The sequence below is a fragment of the Polaribacter sp. genome (assembly GCF_965660385.1).
GTDB lineage: Bacteria > Bacteroidota > Bacteroidia > Flavobacteriales > Flavobacteriaceae > Polaribacter.
In genome coordinates, this window is sequence record NZ_CBFHZT010000013.1 from 13,643 (window position 1) to 31,115 (window position 17,473).

At 30.0% G+C, this 17,473-nt stretch carries 20 protein-coding genes; 9 read left to right on the forward strand and 11 right to left on the reverse strand.

Going from position 1 to position 17,473, the window contains the following annotated elements; all coding sequences use genetic code 11:
• Position 1 precedes the first annotated feature (1 nt).
• The 7 genes from ACTG3V_RS05915 (at position 2) to ACTG3V_RS05945 (ending at position 5,719) form a co-directional block, all read left to right on the forward strand.
• Entirely contained in the window at positions 2-712 is a 711-nt protein-coding gene (locus ACTG3V_RS05915; RefSeq protein WP_439131219.1) for a hypothetical protein, read from the forward strand.
• Positions 713-779: 67 nt separating this feature from the next.
• Positions 780-1,967: a tRNA 2-thiouridine(34) synthase MnmA gene (gene mnmA, locus ACTG3V_RS05920; protein WP_439131220.1), complete on the forward strand. Its 1,188-nt coding sequence runs from the start codon at positions 780-782 to the stop codon at positions 1,965-1,967.
• A gap of 33 nt (positions 1,968-2,000) precedes the next feature.
• Positions 2,001-2,177 (forward strand): hypothetical protein, encoded by a 177-nt coding sequence (locus tag ACTG3V_RS05925; RefSeq protein WP_439131221.1) that lies wholly within the window; start codon positions 2,001-2,003, stop codon positions 2,175-2,177.
• A gap of 107 nt (positions 2,178-2,284) precedes the next feature.
• Positions 2,285-2,806: a toxin-antitoxin system YwqK family antitoxin gene (locus tag ACTG3V_RS05930; RefSeq protein ID WP_439131222.1), complete on the forward strand. Its 522-nt coding sequence runs from the start codon at positions 2,285-2,287 to the stop codon at positions 2,804-2,806.
• On the forward strand, positions 2,806-4,473 hold the full coding sequence (locus ACTG3V_RS05935) for a S8 family serine peptidase (protein ID WP_439131223.1): 1,668 nt from the start codon (positions 2,806-2,808) through the stop codon (positions 4,471-4,473). Before ACTG3V_RS05930 ends, ACTG3V_RS05935 begins: the two co-directional genes overlap by 1 nt.
• Positions 4,470-5,414: an NAD(P)H-dependent flavin oxidoreductase gene (locus ACTG3V_RS05940; protein WP_439131224.1), complete on the forward strand. Its 945-nt coding sequence runs from the start codon at positions 4,470-4,472 to the stop codon at positions 5,412-5,414. Before ACTG3V_RS05935 ends, ACTG3V_RS05940 begins: the two co-directional genes overlap by 4 nt.
• Before the next feature lie 113 nt (positions 5,415-5,527).
• Entirely contained in the window at positions 5,528-5,719 is a 192-nt protein-coding gene (locus ACTG3V_RS05945) for a cold-shock protein (RefSeq protein ID WP_397446816.1), read from the forward strand.
• A gap of 232 nt (positions 5,720-5,951) precedes the next feature.
• Here ACTG3V_RS05945 and ACTG3V_RS05950 read toward each other — a convergent pair whose 3' ends face one another.
• From ACTG3V_RS05950 to mtaB, 3 genes are read right to left on the reverse strand one after another with little or no spacing between them, the layout of a single operon-like run.
• Complete coding sequence (locus ACTG3V_RS05950) at positions 5,952-6,869, reverse strand: lytic transglycosylase domain-containing protein (protein ID WP_439131225.1); 918 nt, start codon at positions 6,867-6,869, stop codon at positions 5,952-5,954.
• A gap of 48 nt (positions 6,870-6,917) precedes the next feature.
• On the reverse strand, positions 6,918-7,577 hold the full coding sequence (locus tag ACTG3V_RS05955) for an alpha/beta hydrolase (RefSeq protein WP_439131226.1): 660 nt from the start codon (positions 7,575-7,577) through the stop codon (positions 6,918-6,920).
• Between the two features lie 58 nt (positions 7,578-7,635).
• The gene (mtaB, locus tag ACTG3V_RS05960; protein WP_439131227.1) at positions 7,636-8,970 is read right to left on the reverse strand and encodes a tRNA (N(6)-L-threonylcarbamoyladenosine(37)-C(2))-methylthiotransferase MtaB; all 1,335 of its coding nucleotides are present in this window, start codon (positions 8,968-8,970) and stop codon (positions 7,636-7,638) included.
• Between the two features lie 123 nt (positions 8,971-9,093).
• Here mtaB and ACTG3V_RS05965 point away from each other — a divergent pair, with 123 nt between their 5' ends.
• Positions 9,094-9,591 carry a GNAT family N-acetyltransferase gene (locus ACTG3V_RS05965; protein ID WP_439131228.1) on the forward strand — a complete coding sequence of 166 codons (498 nt, stop codon included), beginning with the start codon at positions 9,094-9,096 and terminating at the stop codon, positions 9,589-9,591.
• Positions 9,588-9,905, forward strand: coding sequence for an antibiotic biosynthesis monooxygenase family protein (locus ACTG3V_RS05970; protein WP_439131229.1), 318 nt, complete (start codon positions 9,588-9,590; stop codon positions 9,903-9,905). The genes ACTG3V_RS05965 and ACTG3V_RS05970 overlap by 4 nt, the downstream gene beginning before the upstream one ends.
• An 18-nt stretch (positions 9,906-9,923) precedes the next feature.
• On the opposite strand, the gene ACTG3V_RS05975 is transcribed toward ACTG3V_RS05970, so the two are convergent.
• The 8 genes from ACTG3V_RS05975 to ACTG3V_RS06010 all read right to left on the reverse strand — a co-directional run bounded on the left by ACTG3V_RS05975 (position 9,924) and on the right by ACTG3V_RS06010 (position 17,382).
• On the reverse strand, positions 9,924-11,066 hold the full coding sequence (locus tag ACTG3V_RS05975; protein WP_439131230.1) for a geranylgeranyl reductase family protein: 1,143 nt from the start codon (positions 11,064-11,066) through the stop codon (positions 9,924-9,926).
• Between the two features lie 31 nt (positions 11,067-11,097).
• Complete coding sequence (locus tag ACTG3V_RS05980; protein WP_439131231.1) at positions 11,098-12,057, reverse strand: endonuclease/exonuclease/phosphatase family protein; 960 nt, start codon at positions 12,055-12,057, stop codon at positions 11,098-11,100.
• A 72-nt stretch (positions 12,058-12,129) separates the two neighbouring features.
• Positions 12,130-12,978 (reverse strand): rhomboid family intramembrane serine protease, encoded by an 849-nt coding sequence (locus tag ACTG3V_RS05985; RefSeq protein WP_439131232.1) that lies wholly within the window; start codon positions 12,976-12,978, stop codon positions 12,130-12,132.
• Positions 12,975-13,709, reverse strand: coding sequence for a rhomboid family intramembrane serine protease (locus tag ACTG3V_RS05990; RefSeq protein WP_439131233.1), 735 nt, complete (start codon positions 13,707-13,709; stop codon positions 12,975-12,977). The genes ACTG3V_RS05985 and ACTG3V_RS05990 overlap by 4 nt, the downstream gene beginning before the upstream one ends.
• 1 nt (position 13,710) lies before the next feature.
• The gene (gene mutL, locus ACTG3V_RS05995) at positions 13,711-15,525 is read right to left on the reverse strand and encodes a DNA mismatch repair endonuclease MutL (RefSeq protein WP_439131234.1); all 1,815 of its coding nucleotides are present in this window, start codon (positions 15,523-15,525) and stop codon (positions 13,711-13,713) included.
• Positions 15,525-15,800 (reverse strand): riboflavin synthase subunit beta, encoded by a 276-nt coding sequence (locus ACTG3V_RS06000; RefSeq protein ID WP_439131235.1) that lies wholly within the window; start codon positions 15,798-15,800, stop codon positions 15,525-15,527. The genes mutL and ACTG3V_RS06000 overlap by 1 nt, the downstream gene beginning before the upstream one ends.
• Positions 15,801-16,018: 218 nt before the next feature.
• Positions 16,019-16,525 carry a 6,7-dimethyl-8-ribityllumazine synthase gene (gene ribH / locus ACTG3V_RS06005; protein WP_439131236.1) on the reverse strand — a complete coding sequence of 169 codons (507 nt, stop codon included), beginning with the start codon at positions 16,523-16,525 and terminating at the stop codon, positions 16,019-16,021.
• Positions 16,526-16,614: 89 nt separating this feature from the next.
• Positions 16,615-17,382: a tetratricopeptide repeat protein gene (locus tag ACTG3V_RS06010; RefSeq protein ID WP_439131237.1), complete on the reverse strand. Its 768-nt coding sequence runs from the start codon at positions 17,380-17,382 to the stop codon at positions 16,615-16,617.
• Positions 17,383-17,473 lie beyond the last annotated feature (91 nt).

Sequence of the window (17,473 nt, forward strand, 5' to 3'; positions counted from 1 at the left end):
TATGAAACATTTTTTAATACTTACTTTAACCATTTTACTTTTTTCTTGTGATAAAAAAATCATTAAAAAAGATGCTAATATAGAAGGTCTTTGGCTTGTTAAAAAAGTAAATATTGACAATAATGATTTGACTCCTATTGCAAAATGGATGCGTTTTAATACAGATGGCACACAAGCTTCTGGTAATGGTTGGTTGCAACATTCTGTTGGGGTTTATAACTTAAATGCTAAAGACGAACTAACAATTACCAATACATTTGGGGTAAAAGATGATCCAGAATCTTTTAAAGTAATTATTGATAACAATAAGATGACTTGGCAAACGAAAGAAAATGATTTAGATATTGTTATCAGCTTAGAAAAAACAGATAAATTACCAACATCAGAGGCAAATAAATTACTAGGTTTATGGAAATTTGATTCTATAATAAATGATGGAAAAGAAGTTTCAGATAGTTTAAATCCAGAAAATAAAGCAATGTTATTTCTTAGATGGGACAATACCTATGAGTTACGAAATTATCCTAAAGGAGAAAAATATGGGATGTTTAAAACACACAGTCATAGAGCTCAAATAGATATGGTAAGTTATAATAAAAAAAACATATTTCAATTTTATACGTTTAGTTTAGAAGATGATAAATTACTACTAAAAGCAACAAATAAAGACACTGAAATAAAACTGACAAGAATCCATCAATTTTTACAATAAATCCATCCATTATTTCAATTTATAGTTCACTTACAAAGTCGTAACTTTGCATCCTCAAAATTAAAAAATGAAACGAGTAGTTGTTGGTCTTTCTGGTGGAGTAGATTCTAGTGTTACAGCGCATTTATTAAAAGAGCAGGGTTATGAAGTTATTGGGCTTTTTATGAAAAATTGGCATGATGATTCTGTAACCATTTCTAACGAATGCCCTTGGTTAGAAGATAGTAATGATGCCATGATTGTTGCCGAAAAATTGGGGATTCCTTTTCAGGTGGTAGATTTAAGTGCACAATACAAAGAACGTATTGTAGATTATATGTTTGATGAATATAGTAAAGGACGAACTCCAAACCCTGATGTTCTGTGTAACAGAGAAATTAAGTTTGACGTTTTTATGGATATTGCTCTAAAACTAGGAGCAGACTACGTTGCTACAGGTCATTATTGTAGAAAAGGCGAAGAAATTATAGATGGTAAACTCGTTTATAAATTATTAGCAGGTAAAGACAATAATAAAGATCAATCGTATTTTTTGTGTCAATTATCGCAAGAACAATTGGCAAAAGCATTATTTCCCATAGGCGAATTAACAAAGCCAGAGGTTAGAGAAATTGCTAAAGAAGCCGATTTAATTACTGCAGAAAAAAAAGATTCTCAAGGATTATGTTTTATTGGTAAAGTGCGTTTGCCAGAATTTTTACAACAAAAATTACAACCTAAAGAAGGTAAAATTGTTCAAATTCCTGCTGATTTTAAGCAATACACAAAACCTACTTTAACATTTGATAACAAAGAAGCTGAGTTAAAGTATTTTGCAACCAAATATGCTTACAATTTAGAAGACGGAAAAGTAGTGGGCAAACATCAAGGAGCACATTATTTTACCAAAGGACAACGAAAAGGGTTAAATGTTGGTGGTACAAAAGAGGCTTTGTATGTTATTGAAACCGATGTAAATGAGAATGTTATTTATACAGGTGAAGGGAAAAATCATGCGGGTTTGTATAGAAATGTGTTGTTTGTTGCTAATGAAGAGTTGCATTGGATTCGTGAAGATTTAGAACTACAATCAGGTGAAATTTTAGCAGTAGAAGCTAGAATTCGCTATCGTCAAAAATTAGAGAAAGCCTTGTTATATAAGGTTGATGAAGGTTTGTATGTAGAATTTGAAAACAAACAATCTGCCATACAAGAAGGGCAATTTGTAGCTTGGTATAAAGATGAAGAGTTATTAGGTTCTGGTGTAATTTCTTAAAATTTATAAATTAAAAAATAGTATTTTGGCTGAATGAAGAAATTATTATTTTTTTTATTTGCAATTATCTTTTCTAGCTCATATGCTCAAAAAGATTCTATTGTAACTTATTTAGATGCCAAAGGGAAAATAGTAACAGACTTAAGTAAAGTTTATTTAGTTGAAATTTTAACAAAAAAAACGATTCACTTTGGTTATGTAGAAAGGTAAGAAGAAGTGGTAAAATTAAATCATATAATTATTTTACATCTAAAGATAAAAAAACAAGGATAGGACAATTTGTAAGTTATCATTTAAATGATAGTATAAAATCTCTTATGCATTTTAATGCAAATGGTAAGGGACATGGTAGATTTAAGAGGTGGTTTTTTAATGGACAAATGGCCGTGAATGGTATTCATCAAAATGGTAAAAAAGAAGGGGTTTGGAAATATTATCATTTTAATGGTAAGGTTGCATCTATAGAAGTTTTTAAAAATAATTCTTTAATAAAGGAGAAATATTTTAATGAGAAAGGAATTACAATTGATCATGATACTACAAAATGCAAACCTAAGGTAGCTTATTTTGAAGGAGGAATTAAAAAATTTCAACACAAGATTAATAGGTTAGTAAGAAATCAATTAGATTTTAAATCAAACGGAAAATTTCATGTTGATTTTATTATTGACATTAAAGGAAATATAAGGAATGTTTCTTTTGATGAAAATTTACCAAAGAAAAGAGAAACCTACTTAATAAAAGAATTTGAAAAAATTAAAGGTTGGAAACCAGCTATTGTTAAACACAGAACTGTTCCTTTTCCATTTAATATGGGTTTTACAATATCAATTAAATAATGAAAAAATTTCTACTCTTTTTTGCTTTTATTTATAGCGTAACTTTTTTTGCACAGCAAGAAGATGCTTGGTTGTATTTAAAAGACAAACCTAATGCAGCTACTTTTATTGATAATCCTTTAACAATGCTTTCTCAAAAAGCCCTTGATAGAAGAGCAGAGCAAAATGTACCTATTGATGAAACAGATGTTCCTTTGCATCAAGTTTATGTAGACGTAATAAAAAACACTTCTGGTATTACTATTTTAGGCAAATCTAAATGGTTGAATGCATTACACATTCAGGGTTTAGAGGCTGATATTAAAAACTTTACATCAACATTTACATTTGTTGATAAAATTGAGTTTGCAAATAAAAATTTAAATACAAACAATAAAAGTGATTCAAAAAAAATAGTAGCCAATCATTATAATAAATTCAAAAACTCTCAAACAGATTTTAATTACGGAAGTACAGCAAATCAAATAAAAATGTTAAAAGGAGATGTTTTACATCAACAAGGTTTAACAGGTGAAAATCAAATTATAGCAGTTATAGATGCTGGTTTTCCGAATGTAAATACGTTAGATGCTTTTCAAAGGATAAGAGCTAACAATCAAATTTTAGGAGGTTACAATTTTGCTGATAGAAGTGAGGATTTTTATACCAGAGATAGTCATGGAACTCATGTTTTATCAACCATTGCTGGTTATGTAGAAGATGAATTTGTAGGCACTGCACCAGATGCTAAATTTTATTTATTTATATCTGAAATAGCAGAATCAGAAACCGTTTTAGAAGAGACGTTATGGGTTGAAGCAGCAGAAAGAGCAGATAGTTTAGGCGTTGATGTAATTAATACTTCTTTAGGATACACCACTTATGATAATCCCAATCACAGTCATACATACGCTGATATGGATGGGAAAACAACGTTTATTTCAAGAGGAGCAGAAATTGCAGCGTCAAGAGGAATACTTGTTGTAAATTCGGTTGGTAATAGTGGAAACGATTCCTGGAAATATATAGGAGCTCCAGCAGATGCTGCTTCAGTAATTGCTATAGGAGCTGTAAATTCTTCTGGAGATATCGCATCATTTAGTTCGTTTGGCCCAACAGCAGATCAAAGAATAAAACCAGAAATTGTTGCTCAAGGTGCAAATGCGGCCATTATTAATGCTTCTACTGGAAATATTTCAACATCAAATGGAACTTCGTTTTCATCACCAATTATGGCTGGTTTAATAGCTTGTTTGAACCAGAATAAAGGTTTTCTTTTAAAATCATCAAGTAAATCAATGGCTGATTTTAACACATATCTAAAAGAATCTCTTTTTCAATCTGCTCATATATTCGAAAATCCAAATAATCAATATGGATATGGAATTCCGAATTTTGAAAACGCACTAAATAATTACATTGCTTCTACAGGTTCTGTTGATGATCATTTTCTTTCAGGTTTACATGTTTATCCTAATCCTATTGATAATACATTTACAATTTCCGGTAAAATAGATATACTTTTAGATTGTTCTGTGAAAATATATTCAATGCTAGGTAAAAAAGTTTTTGAAAAAAATAATTTAAAATCTCCAGAAATTGATATTTCTAATTTAGAAAATGGTTTTTACCTTTTAAAGGTATCCTATAAAAAGGAATCAAAAACAATAAAGCTCATCAAAAATTGAAAAATAATCGTATCACAAAGTTGTTTAATATCAAATATCCAATAGTTCAAGGAGGAATGGTTTGGGTTTCTGGATGGAAGTTAGCTTCTGCAGTTTCTAATGAAGGAGGTTTGGGTTTAATTGGTGCAGGTTCTATGTATCCTGAAGTTTTAAGAAAACATATTCAAAAATGTAAAAAAGCAACCAACAAACCTTTTGGAGTAAATGTGCCAATGTTATATCCTGATATCGAAAAAATTATGGATATTATTGTAGAAGAAGATGTTAAAATTGTTTTTACTTCTGCAGGAAATCCGAAATCTTGGACATCCTTTTTAAAGGATAAAGGAATTACAGTTGTGCATGTAGTTAGCTCTGTTAAGTTTGCTTTAAAAGCAGCTTTAGCTGGGGTAGATGCCATAGTTTGTGAGGGTTTTGAAGCTGGTGGGCATAATGGACGTGAAGAAACTACCACATTTACTTTAATACCTATGGTTAAAGAACAGGTAAAAATACCTGTAATAGCTGCAGGTGGAATTGCAACAGGAAGGGGAATGTTAGCAGCCATGGTTTTAGGAGCAGATGGTGTACAAATTGGTAGTCGATTTGCAGCTACAGAAGAATCTTCTGCACATATTAAATTTAAAAATTCTATTGTTGATGTAAAAGATGGTGATACACATTTAACCTTAAAAGAATTGGCTCCTGTTCGTTTAATTAAGAATAAATTCTTTCATGATTTACAAGCGTTGTATCAGCAAAACCCAACTAAAGAAAATTTGCAAGAATTATTGGGAAGAGCAAGAGCTAAAAAAGGAATTTTTGAAGGTGATTTAGATGAAGGAGAACTAGAAATAGGTCAAATTGCAGGATTAATTCATGAAATTAGACCTGTAAAAGACGTTATAAATGAAATAATTAATGAATTTATTGAGGCTAAATCCTTTATCCATAAGTGTTAAGCATTTAATTAAAAGAAAATCAATTATTTATATTAAGTTAACTTTATTGGTAGTATATTTGTACTTTAACATAACGTTGCTGTAAAAAAGCAGTAACAAATTAATTTTTTATAATGAATAAAGGTACCGTAAAATTTTTCAATGAATCTAAAGGATTCGGATTCATCACTGAAGAAGGAACAAACAAAGAACATTTTGTACATGTCTCAGGACTAGTTGACGAGATTCGTGAAAACGATGACGTTGAGTTTGACTTGAAAGAAGGTAGAAAAGGATTAAACGCAGTAAACGTAAGAGTATTATAATATATATTTTATTACTAGTTAAATTTTTATCTAGAAGCCTATCATTGTTATGATAGGCTTTTTTGATGCTTATTGTTTTCTCCTGTTGTTATTTTTATTTCTTGATTTACAGAATTTCGAACTCAATATTGTAAATATAATTGCCTAAACAAAAAGCTTACACAACTTTAAAAACTAAAGAGTGTTGGGTTTTTAAAGCCAACAAATATTTTTTTGGAAGAGATGATAAAGATTATTTTACCGGAATTTTAATTTCGTACATTTTTCTACTTTTGTTATTCAAGTGATGTTCTCTTAACCAAGGATTATAAATTTTAAATTCTTTATAATTCATCCCGAATTTTTTAGCAAAAGCAGTAATATTGGTAATGGCAGTATCAACTTTAATAGTAGTTGTTTTATCTAGATGATATAAATCTTCTTTTTCAAAAACAAAGCCGTATTTTTTTGGATTGCTAATAATTTCTTTTAAGGCTAAAATTCGAAATACATAACGTTCGGTTTCATCGGGTAATTTTGCATCATAGTAATTATTTACTTCTTGTGCTTCTATTCTTCTAGAAATGCCATAATTCCCAGCATTATATGCAGCAGCAGCAAGTGTCCAAGACCCAAAACGTTCGTAAGCATTTTTTAAATATTCAGCAGCAACTTTGGTAGATTTTTCAATATGATACCTTTCATCTACATTATTATTAATTTCTAAACCATATTCTTTCCCTGTTTTTTTCATAAAATGCCACATACCAGCAGCACCTGCAGTAGAAGTTTCGTCTGTAAAACCACTTTCTGCTAAAGCTAAAAACTTAAAATCGTCTGGTAAACCATACTTTTTTAATAAGGGTTCCATAATAGGAAAGTATTTATTTGCACGTTTTAACAATAACAAACCATTAGATTGCCAATAAGTATTTACCAACAATTCTCTTTCCATTCTTTCACGAACATCAGGAATTTCTACAGGAACTTTTTCACCAGCTAAGTTTAAATTTTCTGGTAATTTTAAAGCTTTTATTTTGTAATTTTTATGTGTATTTACAATTGGTTCAATTTTATCTTTATCAATTGTATTTTTATTTATGGCATTCATAAAAATTACCGTTATAAAAACAATACTTAAAATAGATAAAATACGTAGAGGTTTATTCATAATTACATCAATTTCTTATTACCATAAAAGTAAAAAAATCCATTAGTTTTAACAAGTTAAAGTTGCATCAATAATTTTCGAAATTTCTTTTGCTTTGATAATAATCATGGCATGATTTCCGTTTTTTATTTTGATGCAATTTGAAATGCTCTTAATTGGGAAAATCTCATCATTTGTTCCATGAATATGAGCAATGTTTTTTAAAGGCTCTTCTTGATTCCACGTAATTGCATTCTGAATAGACCATTTTAAATACTCTTTATTTCTTACAGACAAATACTTTTTATACATTTTTGCTTTTCTCTCTAAAGATTTACCCACAAAATATTTTGCATAATCTTCAAAATTAGTGACAATTTTAGTAGGAAATAACTTGTAAATTTTACTTTTAGCTGCAATTTTAAAACGGTTTGGAAGTTCTTTTTTTGATTTTACGCTCGAAATGATTATGATTTTTTGCACATCCATAAATTTACTCATTTCTTGAACTATAATTCCGCCAAATGACACACCAACTAAAATAGGTTTTTCGTGTTTAATTTCATCAGTCATACGCATTGCGTAGTTGGCTATGGTTTCTTTTAAAGATAAGGGTGCCAACCAAGTTAAATAGTGCAATTCATAGTGTTCTTTTGAAAGTGCCAAATTTTCAAAAATTTCTGGACCAGCAGCCAAACCAGGCATAAAATAAATGTGTTTTTTTAACATTTTAAAAGCTATCTTTTAATACGTTGTCGTAACCAAATGTATCAATTTTGATGCCATATTAAATGGTAATTGGTGCTTTTAAAAAATCAAAGCGTACTAAACCATCTTCATCAATATTTGTTAACGTAATTGTATGTAAGGTATTTACCAAATCAGGGTTCCAAGGTGTTTTTACTTTTACATAATTTTCTGTAAAACCGTGGATGTATCCCTCTTTATTTTCACTTTCGAAAAGTACGGTTAACGTATTGCCTAATTGCGATTCGTAAAAAGCTCTTCGTTTTTTTGCAGATAAACCACGTAGCATTTTGCTTCTTTTAGCGCGCGTTTTTTTAGGTACAACACCCTGCATAGCAACTGCCTCAGTATTTGGTCTTTCAGAATAGGTAAAAACGTGTAGATAAGAAATGTCTAAATCGTTTAAATAATTATAGGTTTCTAAAAAAAGCTCGTCTGTTTCTCCAGGAAAACCAACAATAACATCAACCCCAATACAAGCGTTTGGCATTGTTGCTTTTATTTGCTCAACACGATTTGTATAGGTTTGTCGTAAATACCTACGCTTCATTTTTTTTAGTAATTCGTCACTTCCAGATTGCAAAGGAATATGAAAATGAGGCACAAAAGCATTAGATTGAGAAACAAAATCAATTGTTTCATCTTTTAACAAATTTGGTTCGATAGATGAGATTCGCAAACGATGAATTCCGTTTACTTGATCTAATTCTTTCACCAATTCTAAAAAAGTATGTTCATGTTTTTTATTACCAAATTCCCCTTTACCATAATCACCAATATTAACACCAGTTAATACGATTTCTTTGATTCCTTTAGAAGATATTTCTTTGGCGTTTTCAATAACATTTTGCAAAGTATCACTTCTCGAAATTCCACGTGCTAAAGGGATTGTACAATAGGTACATTTATAATCGCAACCATCTTGCACTTTTAAAAAAGCACGCGTTCTATCTCCAATAGAGTAAGAACCTACATAAAAATCAGCATCAACAATTTCGCAACTATGTACTTCGCCTACTTCATTTTTACTTAAATCGTTTATGTAACTAGTAACATTAAACTTTTCTGTAGCGCCCAAAACCAAATCTACACCATCAACAGCCGCCAATTCTTCTGGTTTTAATTGCGCATAACAACCCACAGCAATTAAAAAAGCCTCATCGTTTTTCTTTAAAGCATTTTTTACAATAGTTTTAAAACGTTTGTCTGCATTATCTGTTACAGAACACGTATTGATGACATAAATATCTGCTTTTTCAGAATAATCCACGCGTTCAAAACCTTCGTTCACAAAGTTTCTAGCAATGGTTGATGTTTCTGAGAAATTTAATTTACAACCTAAAGTATAAAAGGCAACTTTTTTATTTGCAATCATTCCTGTACATTTACTCGATAATCGAGGTTTTTAATTCTATTAGCTTGTTTTAATAGTTAAAACTTATAAAAACAAAAGGCAACTTAGACAGTTATTGGCCTTCGCAAATTTACAATAATATTGATGATTTTTGAAACCCAAAGATTAATTGTTAGAAAACTGATGTTAAGTGATTTAAATGAGTTTCACGAAATGCAAAGTAATCCTAAAGTGATGCAGTTTGCAGATGGTGATGTAAAAAATTTACAAGATCATCAACTAGAAATAATAGCGCTAATTGATAATTATAAAATTGCTAATAATGATTTTTGGATTTATGCCATTGAGAGAAAATCAGATTCTGAATTTATAGGTACATTAGCTTTGGTAAAAGATGGTAAAGATGATGAAATTGGGTATCGTTTTTTAGAAAAATATTGGGGAAATGGCTATGGTTTTGAAATTTGTAAAGCAACTTTAACTTATTGTAAGCAAATAGGAATTCGAAAATTGGTGGCTTATGCAATTGATAAAAATATAGCATCTGTAAAAATTTTAGAGCAATTAAATTTTAAAACCGTTCAAAAATTTATAAATGATGATCTACAACTACCAGAAACCAAATACGAAATTATATTATGATTGTAGCACATTTAAAACCGCCTTATTACGCTGTAATCTTTACTACAATTATAGCAAATAATGCAGAAGGGTATCTAAAAACAGCTCAAAGAATGGAAACGTTAGCAAAACTTCAAAAAGGATACTTGGGTATTGAATCTGCAAGAAATGAAATAGGAATTACAGTTTCGTATTGGCAAACTTTAGATGATATTTTACATTGGAAAAATAATGTAGAACATGTACTTGCAAGAAATTTAGGTAGAGAAAAATGGTATACCCAATATCAATTACGAATTTGTAAAGTTGAAAGAGAATATGGTTTTTTAAAATAAAAGAGTAGCCTAATACATTTAAAAAATCTTCTCTTTAATTTTTGCTTTTAATTTTTCAGGAATATTTTTAGGAAAACCTCGATCTCCATGTAAAACATCTACCATAATATCATTAAATAATTGTCCATATTTGTTTAACAAGTAAATTCTTACTGGGTTATTATGGTAAAAGAATTTTGCCAATAATGCCCCTGATTTTAATTCGTATAATAGTTTGATGTTTAATTTTTCTATATATATATTTTCGGCAAGATTTCTGTTGAGTTTGCTTTCTATAATAGCTTCAGCAGCATATTTTCCGCTTAAAATTGCATTTGATATGCCTTCTGCAGTTATTGGTTCAGCAAACCCTGCAGCATCACCTATTAGAAAAACATTGTTTTTTACAAAACCATCGGTTCTTGGTTTTACGGGTATTTGAAATCCGTGAGCATCTTCTTTAATAATCTCTTCAATACCCAAAGTTTTCAGGTATTTTTTATAATATTCTTTTAAATTGATCTTCCCCTTTTTGGTGGTTAAAACGCCTAATGATAAATGATTTTTTTTAGGAAAACACCAAGCATATCCATAAGGCACTGCATCAATATCAAATCGAACATTTTTAGAAAGTCGTTCAAAATCTTCTTTACTAACCTCAACTTCATACTCTAAAGCAGGTATTAGTTTTCGAGTGTCTTTTTGCCAACCTGCCATTTTTGCTGTTTGGCTTAAAACGCCATCAGCAGCAATCACAAAATCAGAAGAAATATCACCCTGAGAGGTTTTTAAGATTGCTTTTTCATCAACAAAATCAATATGTAAAAGCTTGTGATTTTCTAATAATGTTACCCCAAATTCTTTAGCTTTTTCCACAATAAGATTGTCAAAAGCATCACGCATAATCATGGTAATAATGGGTTCTTTTTTATGAGAATAGTAACATTTTTCGTGATTGTTAAAATAGGTATCCACTTTACAGAATTCACGTTCAACAACTTCAGTAATGTCAAAAGGCATGTGTTTTTTACCTCTATTTACAAAACCACCACCACAAGTTTTATATCTTGGCAGCGTTTCTTTTTCTATCATAACTGTATCAATGCCATGCTTACCTAAATGAAATGCAGTTGATGCTCCAGAGGGTCCACTACCAATAATTGCTACAGTAAAATGTTTCATGCAAAGAATATTTTTTACGAATATAAAGTATTTACCAATGTATTTTTGCTAGAATAGGGAAGTGGTCTGAATTTTTTTCTGAAAAAGTGGTGAATTTATTTATGATGGCGTTTTCATCAGTTAAAATAAAATCGATTCTCATCGGAAACCAATAATCAAATGTTTTTCCAAATCCGCTTCCTGCTTCAATAAAAGCATCCTTTTTATCCTTAGAAATTTGGTTATACACCCAAGAATAGGACGTATTATTAAAATCGCCTCCAATTATTTTTTTGCCTTTCCATTTTTTTTCGTGAGCTAAAAACAATTCAGTTTGTTCGGCTTGTTTTACAAATCCTTCCTTTAACCTTTCTATTAATTTACTTGAATTTTCTTGACCAAAATTTTCTTGTTCTGGTCTTAAATGCAAAGATTGTAAATGAAAATTATATATTCTTATGGTGTCTTTTTTCTTAACAATATCAACAAATATGATGTCGTTAGACGTGTTTTTAAAATTTAAAGACCCTTTGTTGATAATCGGGAATTTAGAAAATATGGCTAAGCCTGCCTTTTTGCTTTTAATGTTTGATTTTATATAACTATAAGGATAGTTTGGTTTGTTTTTTTGCTCGTCATAATTTTCTTGAAGTAGTAAAATATCTGGTGAGACTTCCTTGATAAAATCTTTAATTAATGTAGAGGTATTTTTATCATCGGTCCAATTCCAAAAATTAAAAAGTCTAACATTATAACTCATTACTTTAAGGTCATCATTTAAAGAAGAAGAATTGCCTGTAAATTTGTAAATATTCGGAATTATAAACCAACCAATGGTTAAAATTAGTGTTGATAAAAGAAATTGTTTTTTTAAACTAACTAACCAATAAAGCACAAATGCAATATTGATTATAATGATAATTGGTGCTAATAAACTAAGAATTGCAAAAGAGGGAAATAATTTTGGCGAAGTGTAAGGCAATACATAAGAGAGCAATAAAAGTGCAGCCATTAAAGAATTAATGAAATACACTATTTTATTAATAAAGGATAACTTTTTCACAGTTGGGGAATGGTTCTCTAATTACTTTTTTCCTTGCCTAAATAAAAAATCTTTTTCGGCTTTGCTTAAGGTGTCATAGCCAGATTTACTAATTTTATCTAAAATTTTATCTACTTGTTGTTGATTTAAATCTGGGCTTGATTTTCTTTTTTCCTTTGATTTATATACCGTTTTTAAAGGCGATTTCTTTTTTCTTTTGAATAAAGAACTTAAATTATCTAATAAAGTTATTTCTTTATTACTGGCTTTATTGACGTATAAAAAACCAAATAATGCTCCACCTAAATGCGCAAAACTGCCTCCTGCATTGCTACCTACAAGTCCAATGACATCTAACAGAATCCAAACTGCGGTTACTTGCCATAATTTAACGAAACCAATCAACGGAAATTTTAACTCGTAATTTGGCATATACGTGGCAATCCCTAAAAAAATAGCAGAAATTCCAGCAGATGCTCCAACCAAATAAGAGTTTTTTCCTTCAAAAAGCGGAAAAAAACTTTGACTAAAAATATACAAAACTCCGCCAAACAAAGTACCTAAAATATAAAAATTCAGAAGCTGTTTCTGAGTAAAATATTGGGTAAATAAATTACCAATAAAATACAAAGCAATACAATTGAATAAAATATGAATAAAACCAGCGTGTAAAAATCCGTAGGTAATAATAGACCATGGTTTTGTCAATAATCCGTTTACAGTATCATCTAAAGAAAACCACGTTGCAATAAAATTCAATTCACCAGCATAAGGTTTCTGAAATAAACCAGCCAAAACTGTTAAAATAAAAACTCCAATATTAATTAAAATTAGTTTTTCTACAATATTACCAGTGATGTATCTTCTTTTTATGTCGTTTATTATACTCATTGTTTCATTTTAAATTGATTTTGTTTCCAATACCAAGCAATTAAAAATCCTATAATAGCGCCACCAATATGTGCAAAATGGGCAACATTTCCAACTGAATATTTTGTCATGCCAAAAAATAAATCACCTAAAATCATAATAGGAATAAAATACTTTGCAGCTATAGGAACTGGGAAAAAAATCAACATTAATTTTGCATCTCTAAAATACAATCCAAAAGCTACTAAAATTCCATATACAGCACCAGAAGCACCGACTGCAGGCGTATGATACAAACTATAAAATTTTATCATTTTTTCTGTGGAGATAAGAATCCTAGGGTCGTTATAACTACCAATATTTAAAATATTTTGTATTTCAGTACTAGTAAGCCCAAAATTTATGAGTTGCTCATAAATACTAGTAAATTGATAATAATTAACAAAAGAATAAATCAACCCAGCTCCAATTCCTGCAGAGAAATAGAAAAATAGAAACTTAGTCTTTCCCCACATTTGTTCTAGGGGAGTACCAAATGCCCATAAACCATACATATTAAATAAAATATGTCCTATTCCTTTTTGATCGTGCATAAATATATGGGTAACATATTGCCAAAAACCAAAATGCTCATTTTTAGGAAAATGTAAAGCCAATATATTCGTAAAATCTAATTGCAATAATTGTGGCGCAATAAAAAATATTACGTTTATGATGATTAAGTGTTTTATGGCATCTGTGAGTCTATTCATATTAACTATTAAATAGGTTGTCTATCTCGTTTAAAGTCAACGTTTTAAATGTTGCTTTTCCAAAAGGTGAAATAGTTGGTTCTTTGCATGAAAACAAATTGTTTACCAAGCTTTCTTGTTCTTTTTCAGAGAGTTGTGTACCTGTTTTTATAGATAATGTTTTCGCGAACGATTTTGCCATGACATCAAAATGGCTAAAACTAGTGTCAGGAACTTCTAAATTGATATCATGTAACAATTCTTCTAAAATTATGGTGATTTTACTTTCGGTAACTGAAACCGGAATTCCTTTAATGGTGACACTATCTTTGGTAAATTCATCAAAAGAAAAACCAGCATTTTCCAATTCAGATTTAATGGTATAAATCATTTCAATTTCTTGCGATGAAAATGAGATTTTTACAGGAAAAAGCAATTGCTGACTGTTGGCTTCTTTAACAGTAATGCTTTCTAAAAATTCTTCATACAAAATACGTTGATGTGCAGAAGATTGGTGAATTAAAACCACACCAGATTTTATTAAACTCATCACATACTTTCGCTGAATTTGAAAGGTTTTTTGTGTTTTAGTTTCTTGTTGATGATTAAATAATTCTTCTTGCTTGTTTTCATCAGCAATAGCAGTAGAAGTGTATAAAGATTCCCAACTTTGTGTATGTTGCTCTTTTTTAAAATGATGTTGAGAGGGTTGACTTTGCGTTTCTTTAAAAGGATTAAAATCTGGATTTACTGTAATTTTAGGAGTTGATGTTGTGTTTGATTGTTTTGTATAATGGTAAGGTGTATCTAAATTTGCATCTCTATTAAAATCTAAAACAGGGGCTACATTATACTGGCCTAAACTGTGTTTAACAGTTGCTCTTAACATAGCATACAATGCCTTTTCATTGTCAAATTTAATTTCTGTTTTTGTAGGATGAATATTAATATCTATCGTATTTGTAGGAACTTTTAAATATAAAAAATAAGAAGGATGAGCGCCTTGTTCTAACAAACCATCAAAAGCATTCACTACAGCATGATTTAGATATCCGCTTTTTATAAAACGATCGTTTACAAAAAAGAACTGTTCTCCTCGTTTTCTTTTGGCAAATTCTGGTTTCGCTACAAACCCCTGAATATTTAATATATCTGTTTTTTCATCAATTGGAACTAATTTTTCGTTCATTTTACCACCAAAAATAGCCACAATACGTTGTCTTAGATTACTGCTTTTTAAATGATATACTTCGTTATTATTGTGATGCAGTAAAAAGGCAATATCAGGATGTGCTAAGGCAACTCTTTGAAATTCATCGATAATATGTCTGGTTTCAACAGTATCAGATTTTAAGAAATTTCTTCTGGCAGGTATGTTGTAAAATAAATTTTTAACAGCTAAACTGGTTCCTTTTGCAGTTGATATAAAATCTTGTGAAGTTACTTTACTACCTTCAATTTTAAGGCAGATGCCTAACTCTTCATTTTCTTGTTTTGTTTTGAGTTCTACATGAGCAATAGCAGCAATGGAAGCCAAAGCTTCACCACGAAAACCTTTGGTACAAAGATTAAATAAATCTTCCGCTTTTTGAATTTTAGAGGTTGCATGCCTTTCAAAACACATTCTGGCATCTGTAGCACTCATTCCTTTGCCATCATCAATTACTTGAATTAAGGTTTTGCCAGCATCTTTTATTAATAATTTTATACTGGTTGCCCCTGCATCAATAGCATTTTCTAGCAATTCTTTAACTACAGAAGCTGGTCTTTGCACCACTTCTCCTGCAGCGATTTGATTGGCTACATGATCTGGTAAAAGTTGAATGATGTCTGACATTAATTATTTACGAATATTGATAAATCAAAATCAATGATGTACAAAAAAATAAAAACTAAAATAAGCACAATGTAAACAATGGTTTTGTTAAACCCTTTTTCGCCGTTTTTTAAATCATCTACAGCATCAGAAAATTTTGCTTTAATCCCTTTATTTTTTCCAGCTGTTTTTCTGTATTTATCTAATTTATGCTCAATTTTATAAGGATTTCCTTCTCCTTTATAATACCGAGGTTGATAGTCGAATTGTTTATGTGTTCTTTTTAAAAATCCCATAGTTTAGTAATAATTAGTGAGTAATGATTAAAAAAATCAATTATCGTACCAATTTTAAAGGATATCAAATTTAAAGAATAAAAAGGAATACATCAAAGAATGCTATTAAAAGTATTCTTAAAATTGATGTACTATTTTCTCAAAGCAGTACTAATTGAAAGCTAGAATATTATATTAATGAAGTAAAACCGCTTGTTAGTAGAAGTCTTTATTTTAAACTAAAAACCAATACTATCAGAACTTCTATTCAGATTTTTAAGAGCTGCCATTTTTACAGCAGCTATTGCGCATTCAATACCCTTGTTCCCTAGTTTTCCTCCAGATCTGTCTAAAGATTGTTGCTTGGTATTGTCTGTTAAAACACAAAATATAACTGGTACATCATATTTAACATTCAGGTCTATAATACCTTGAGTAACACCTTCGCAAACAAAATCGAAATGTTTGGTTTCCCCTTGAATTACATTACCAATAGCCACAATTGCATCTACTTTTTCGGTTTGAATCATTTTTTTACATCCAAAAACCAGCTCAAAACTACCAGGAACATCCCAAGAAATAATATTTTCTTGTAGAGCACCACAATCTAAAAAAGCTTCAATAGCTCCTTTTTTTAAGTTCTGTGTAATTTCTGGATTCCATTCAGAAACAACAATCCCAAATCGAAAAGATTTCGCATTTGGGATTGTTGCTTTATCGTAATAAGATAAATCGGTTGTAGCCATTTGTTGATTTTTGGTTTGTTGTTGTTGGTTTCTGGTAATATTATTTAAATTGATAATTGCAACAATAACTATGAACCAACAACTAAAAACTATTTAGCGTATTTAGCTGCATTTATAAATTTTTCTACATCTCTACCTTGTTCAGATTTTGAGTAGTTATCTTTTATTCTGGTAAACAATTCTTCTGCTTTGCTATAATTTTCTAATAACATAGCAGTTTGACCAGCTTTGTACAAAAACAAAGGAGTTGTAAACTCATTATCTTTTTTGTTTGCTGCCTTTTCATAATAGTCTAAGGCATCTTCTTGTTGGTCTATATCAGCAAAAGCATCACCAATTGCTCCTAAAGAAACTGGACCTAACATTTCATCATCAGAATCAAATTTACTTAAGTATTCAATTGCTTTATCATATTGTTTCATTTGTAAGTAAGAAACACCTGCGTAATAGTTTGCTAAATTTCCAGCACTTGTGCCACTGTAAGAATCAGCAATATCTAAAAAACCATATCTACCATCAGCACCCTCTAAACCTAAATTTAATAATGAATCTACACCTGAACCTGCTGTTGCAGCCTCATCAAAATATTTTCTTGGAAAAGCCAATTCGTTAGAGGCTTCTAATTCATTTGGCGCTACAATATATTTGTTGTAGCCTAAATACCCTAAAAAAACCACAACAATAGCTACTAAAGCACCAAATAAAACTTTACTGTTTTTCTCAATCCATTGTTCAGATTTGGAAGCTGTTTCATCTAAGGTATTAAATACTTCAGCAGTTGTGCTGTCCATATTATCTACTTGTTGCTCTTCGCTTTTATTTTTCGGTTTATATCCTCTCTTCTTGTATGTTGCCATATTTCCTTAAAAATTAGTGGCGCAAAAATAGTTTTTTTAATTGGATTTTAAAAGGGCTTATTTTGCAAAATTTTCAATAATTTGCAAACTA

Coding starts and splice junctions, on each gene's coding strand:
- ACTG3V_RS05915 (WP_439131219.1), top strand. CDS start 2: ATGAAACATTTTTTAATACTTACTTTAACCATTTTACTTTTTTCTTGT.
- mnmA (WP_439131220.1), top strand. CDS start 780: ATGAAACGAGTAGTTGTTGGTCTTTCTGGTGGAGTAGATTCTAGTGTT.
- ACTG3V_RS05925 (WP_439131221.1), top strand. CDS start 2,001: ATGAAGAAATTATTATTTTTTTTATTTGCAATTATCTTTTCTAGCTCA.
- ACTG3V_RS05930 (WP_439131222.1), top strand. CDS start 2,285: ATGCATTTTAATGCAAATGGTAAGGGACATGGTAGATTTAAGAGGTGG.
- ACTG3V_RS05935 (WP_439131223.1), top strand. CDS start 2,806: ATGAAAAAATTTCTACTCTTTTTTGCTTTTATTTATAGCGTAACTTTT.
- ACTG3V_RS05945 (WP_397446816.1), top strand. CDS start 5,528: ATGAATAAAGGTACCGTAAAATTTTTCAATGAATCTAAAGGATTCGGA.
- ACTG3V_RS05950 (WP_439131225.1), bottom strand. CDS start 6,869: ATGAATAAACCTCTACGTATTTTATCTATTTTAAGTATTGTTTTTATA.
- ACTG3V_RS05955 (WP_439131226.1), bottom strand. CDS start 7,577: ATGTTAAAAAAACACATTTATTTTATGCCTGGTTTGGCTGCTGGTCCA.
- mtaB (WP_439131227.1), bottom strand. CDS start 8,970: ATGATTGCAAATAAAAAAGTTGCCTTTTATACTTTAGGTTGTAAATTA.
- ACTG3V_RS05965 (WP_439131228.1), top strand. CDS start 9,094: ATGATTTTTGAAACCCAAAGATTAATTGTTAGAAAACTGATGTTAAGT.
- ACTG3V_RS05970 (WP_439131229.1), top strand. CDS start 9,588: ATGATTGTAGCACATTTAAAACCGCCTTATTACGCTGTAATCTTTACT.
- ACTG3V_RS05975 (WP_439131230.1), bottom strand. CDS start 11,066: ATGAAACATTTTACTGTAGCAATTATTGGTAGTGGACCCTCTGGAGCA.
- ACTG3V_RS05980 (WP_439131231.1), bottom strand. CDS start 12,057: ATGGCTGCACTTTTATTGCTCTCTTATGTATTGCCTTACACTTCGCCA.
- ACTG3V_RS05985 (WP_439131232.1), bottom strand. CDS start 12,978: ATGAGTATAATAAACGACATAAAAAGAAGATACATCACTGGTAATATT.
- ACTG3V_RS05990 (WP_439131233.1), bottom strand. CDS start 13,709: ATGAATAGACTCACAGATGCCATAAAACACTTAATCATCATAAACGTA.
- mutL (WP_439131234.1), bottom strand. CDS start 15,525: ATGTCAGACATCATTCAACTTTTACCAGATCATGTAGCCAATCAAATC.
- ACTG3V_RS06000 (WP_439131235.1), bottom strand. CDS start 15,800: ATGGGATTTTTAAAAAGAACACATAAACAATTCGACTATCAACCTCGG.
- ribH (WP_439131236.1), bottom strand. CDS start 16,525: ATGGCTACAACCGATTTATCTTATTACGATAAAGCAACAATCCCAAAT.
- ACTG3V_RS06010 (WP_439131237.1), bottom strand. CDS start 17,382: ATGGCAACATACAAGAAGAGAGGATATAAACCGAAAAATAAAAGCGAA.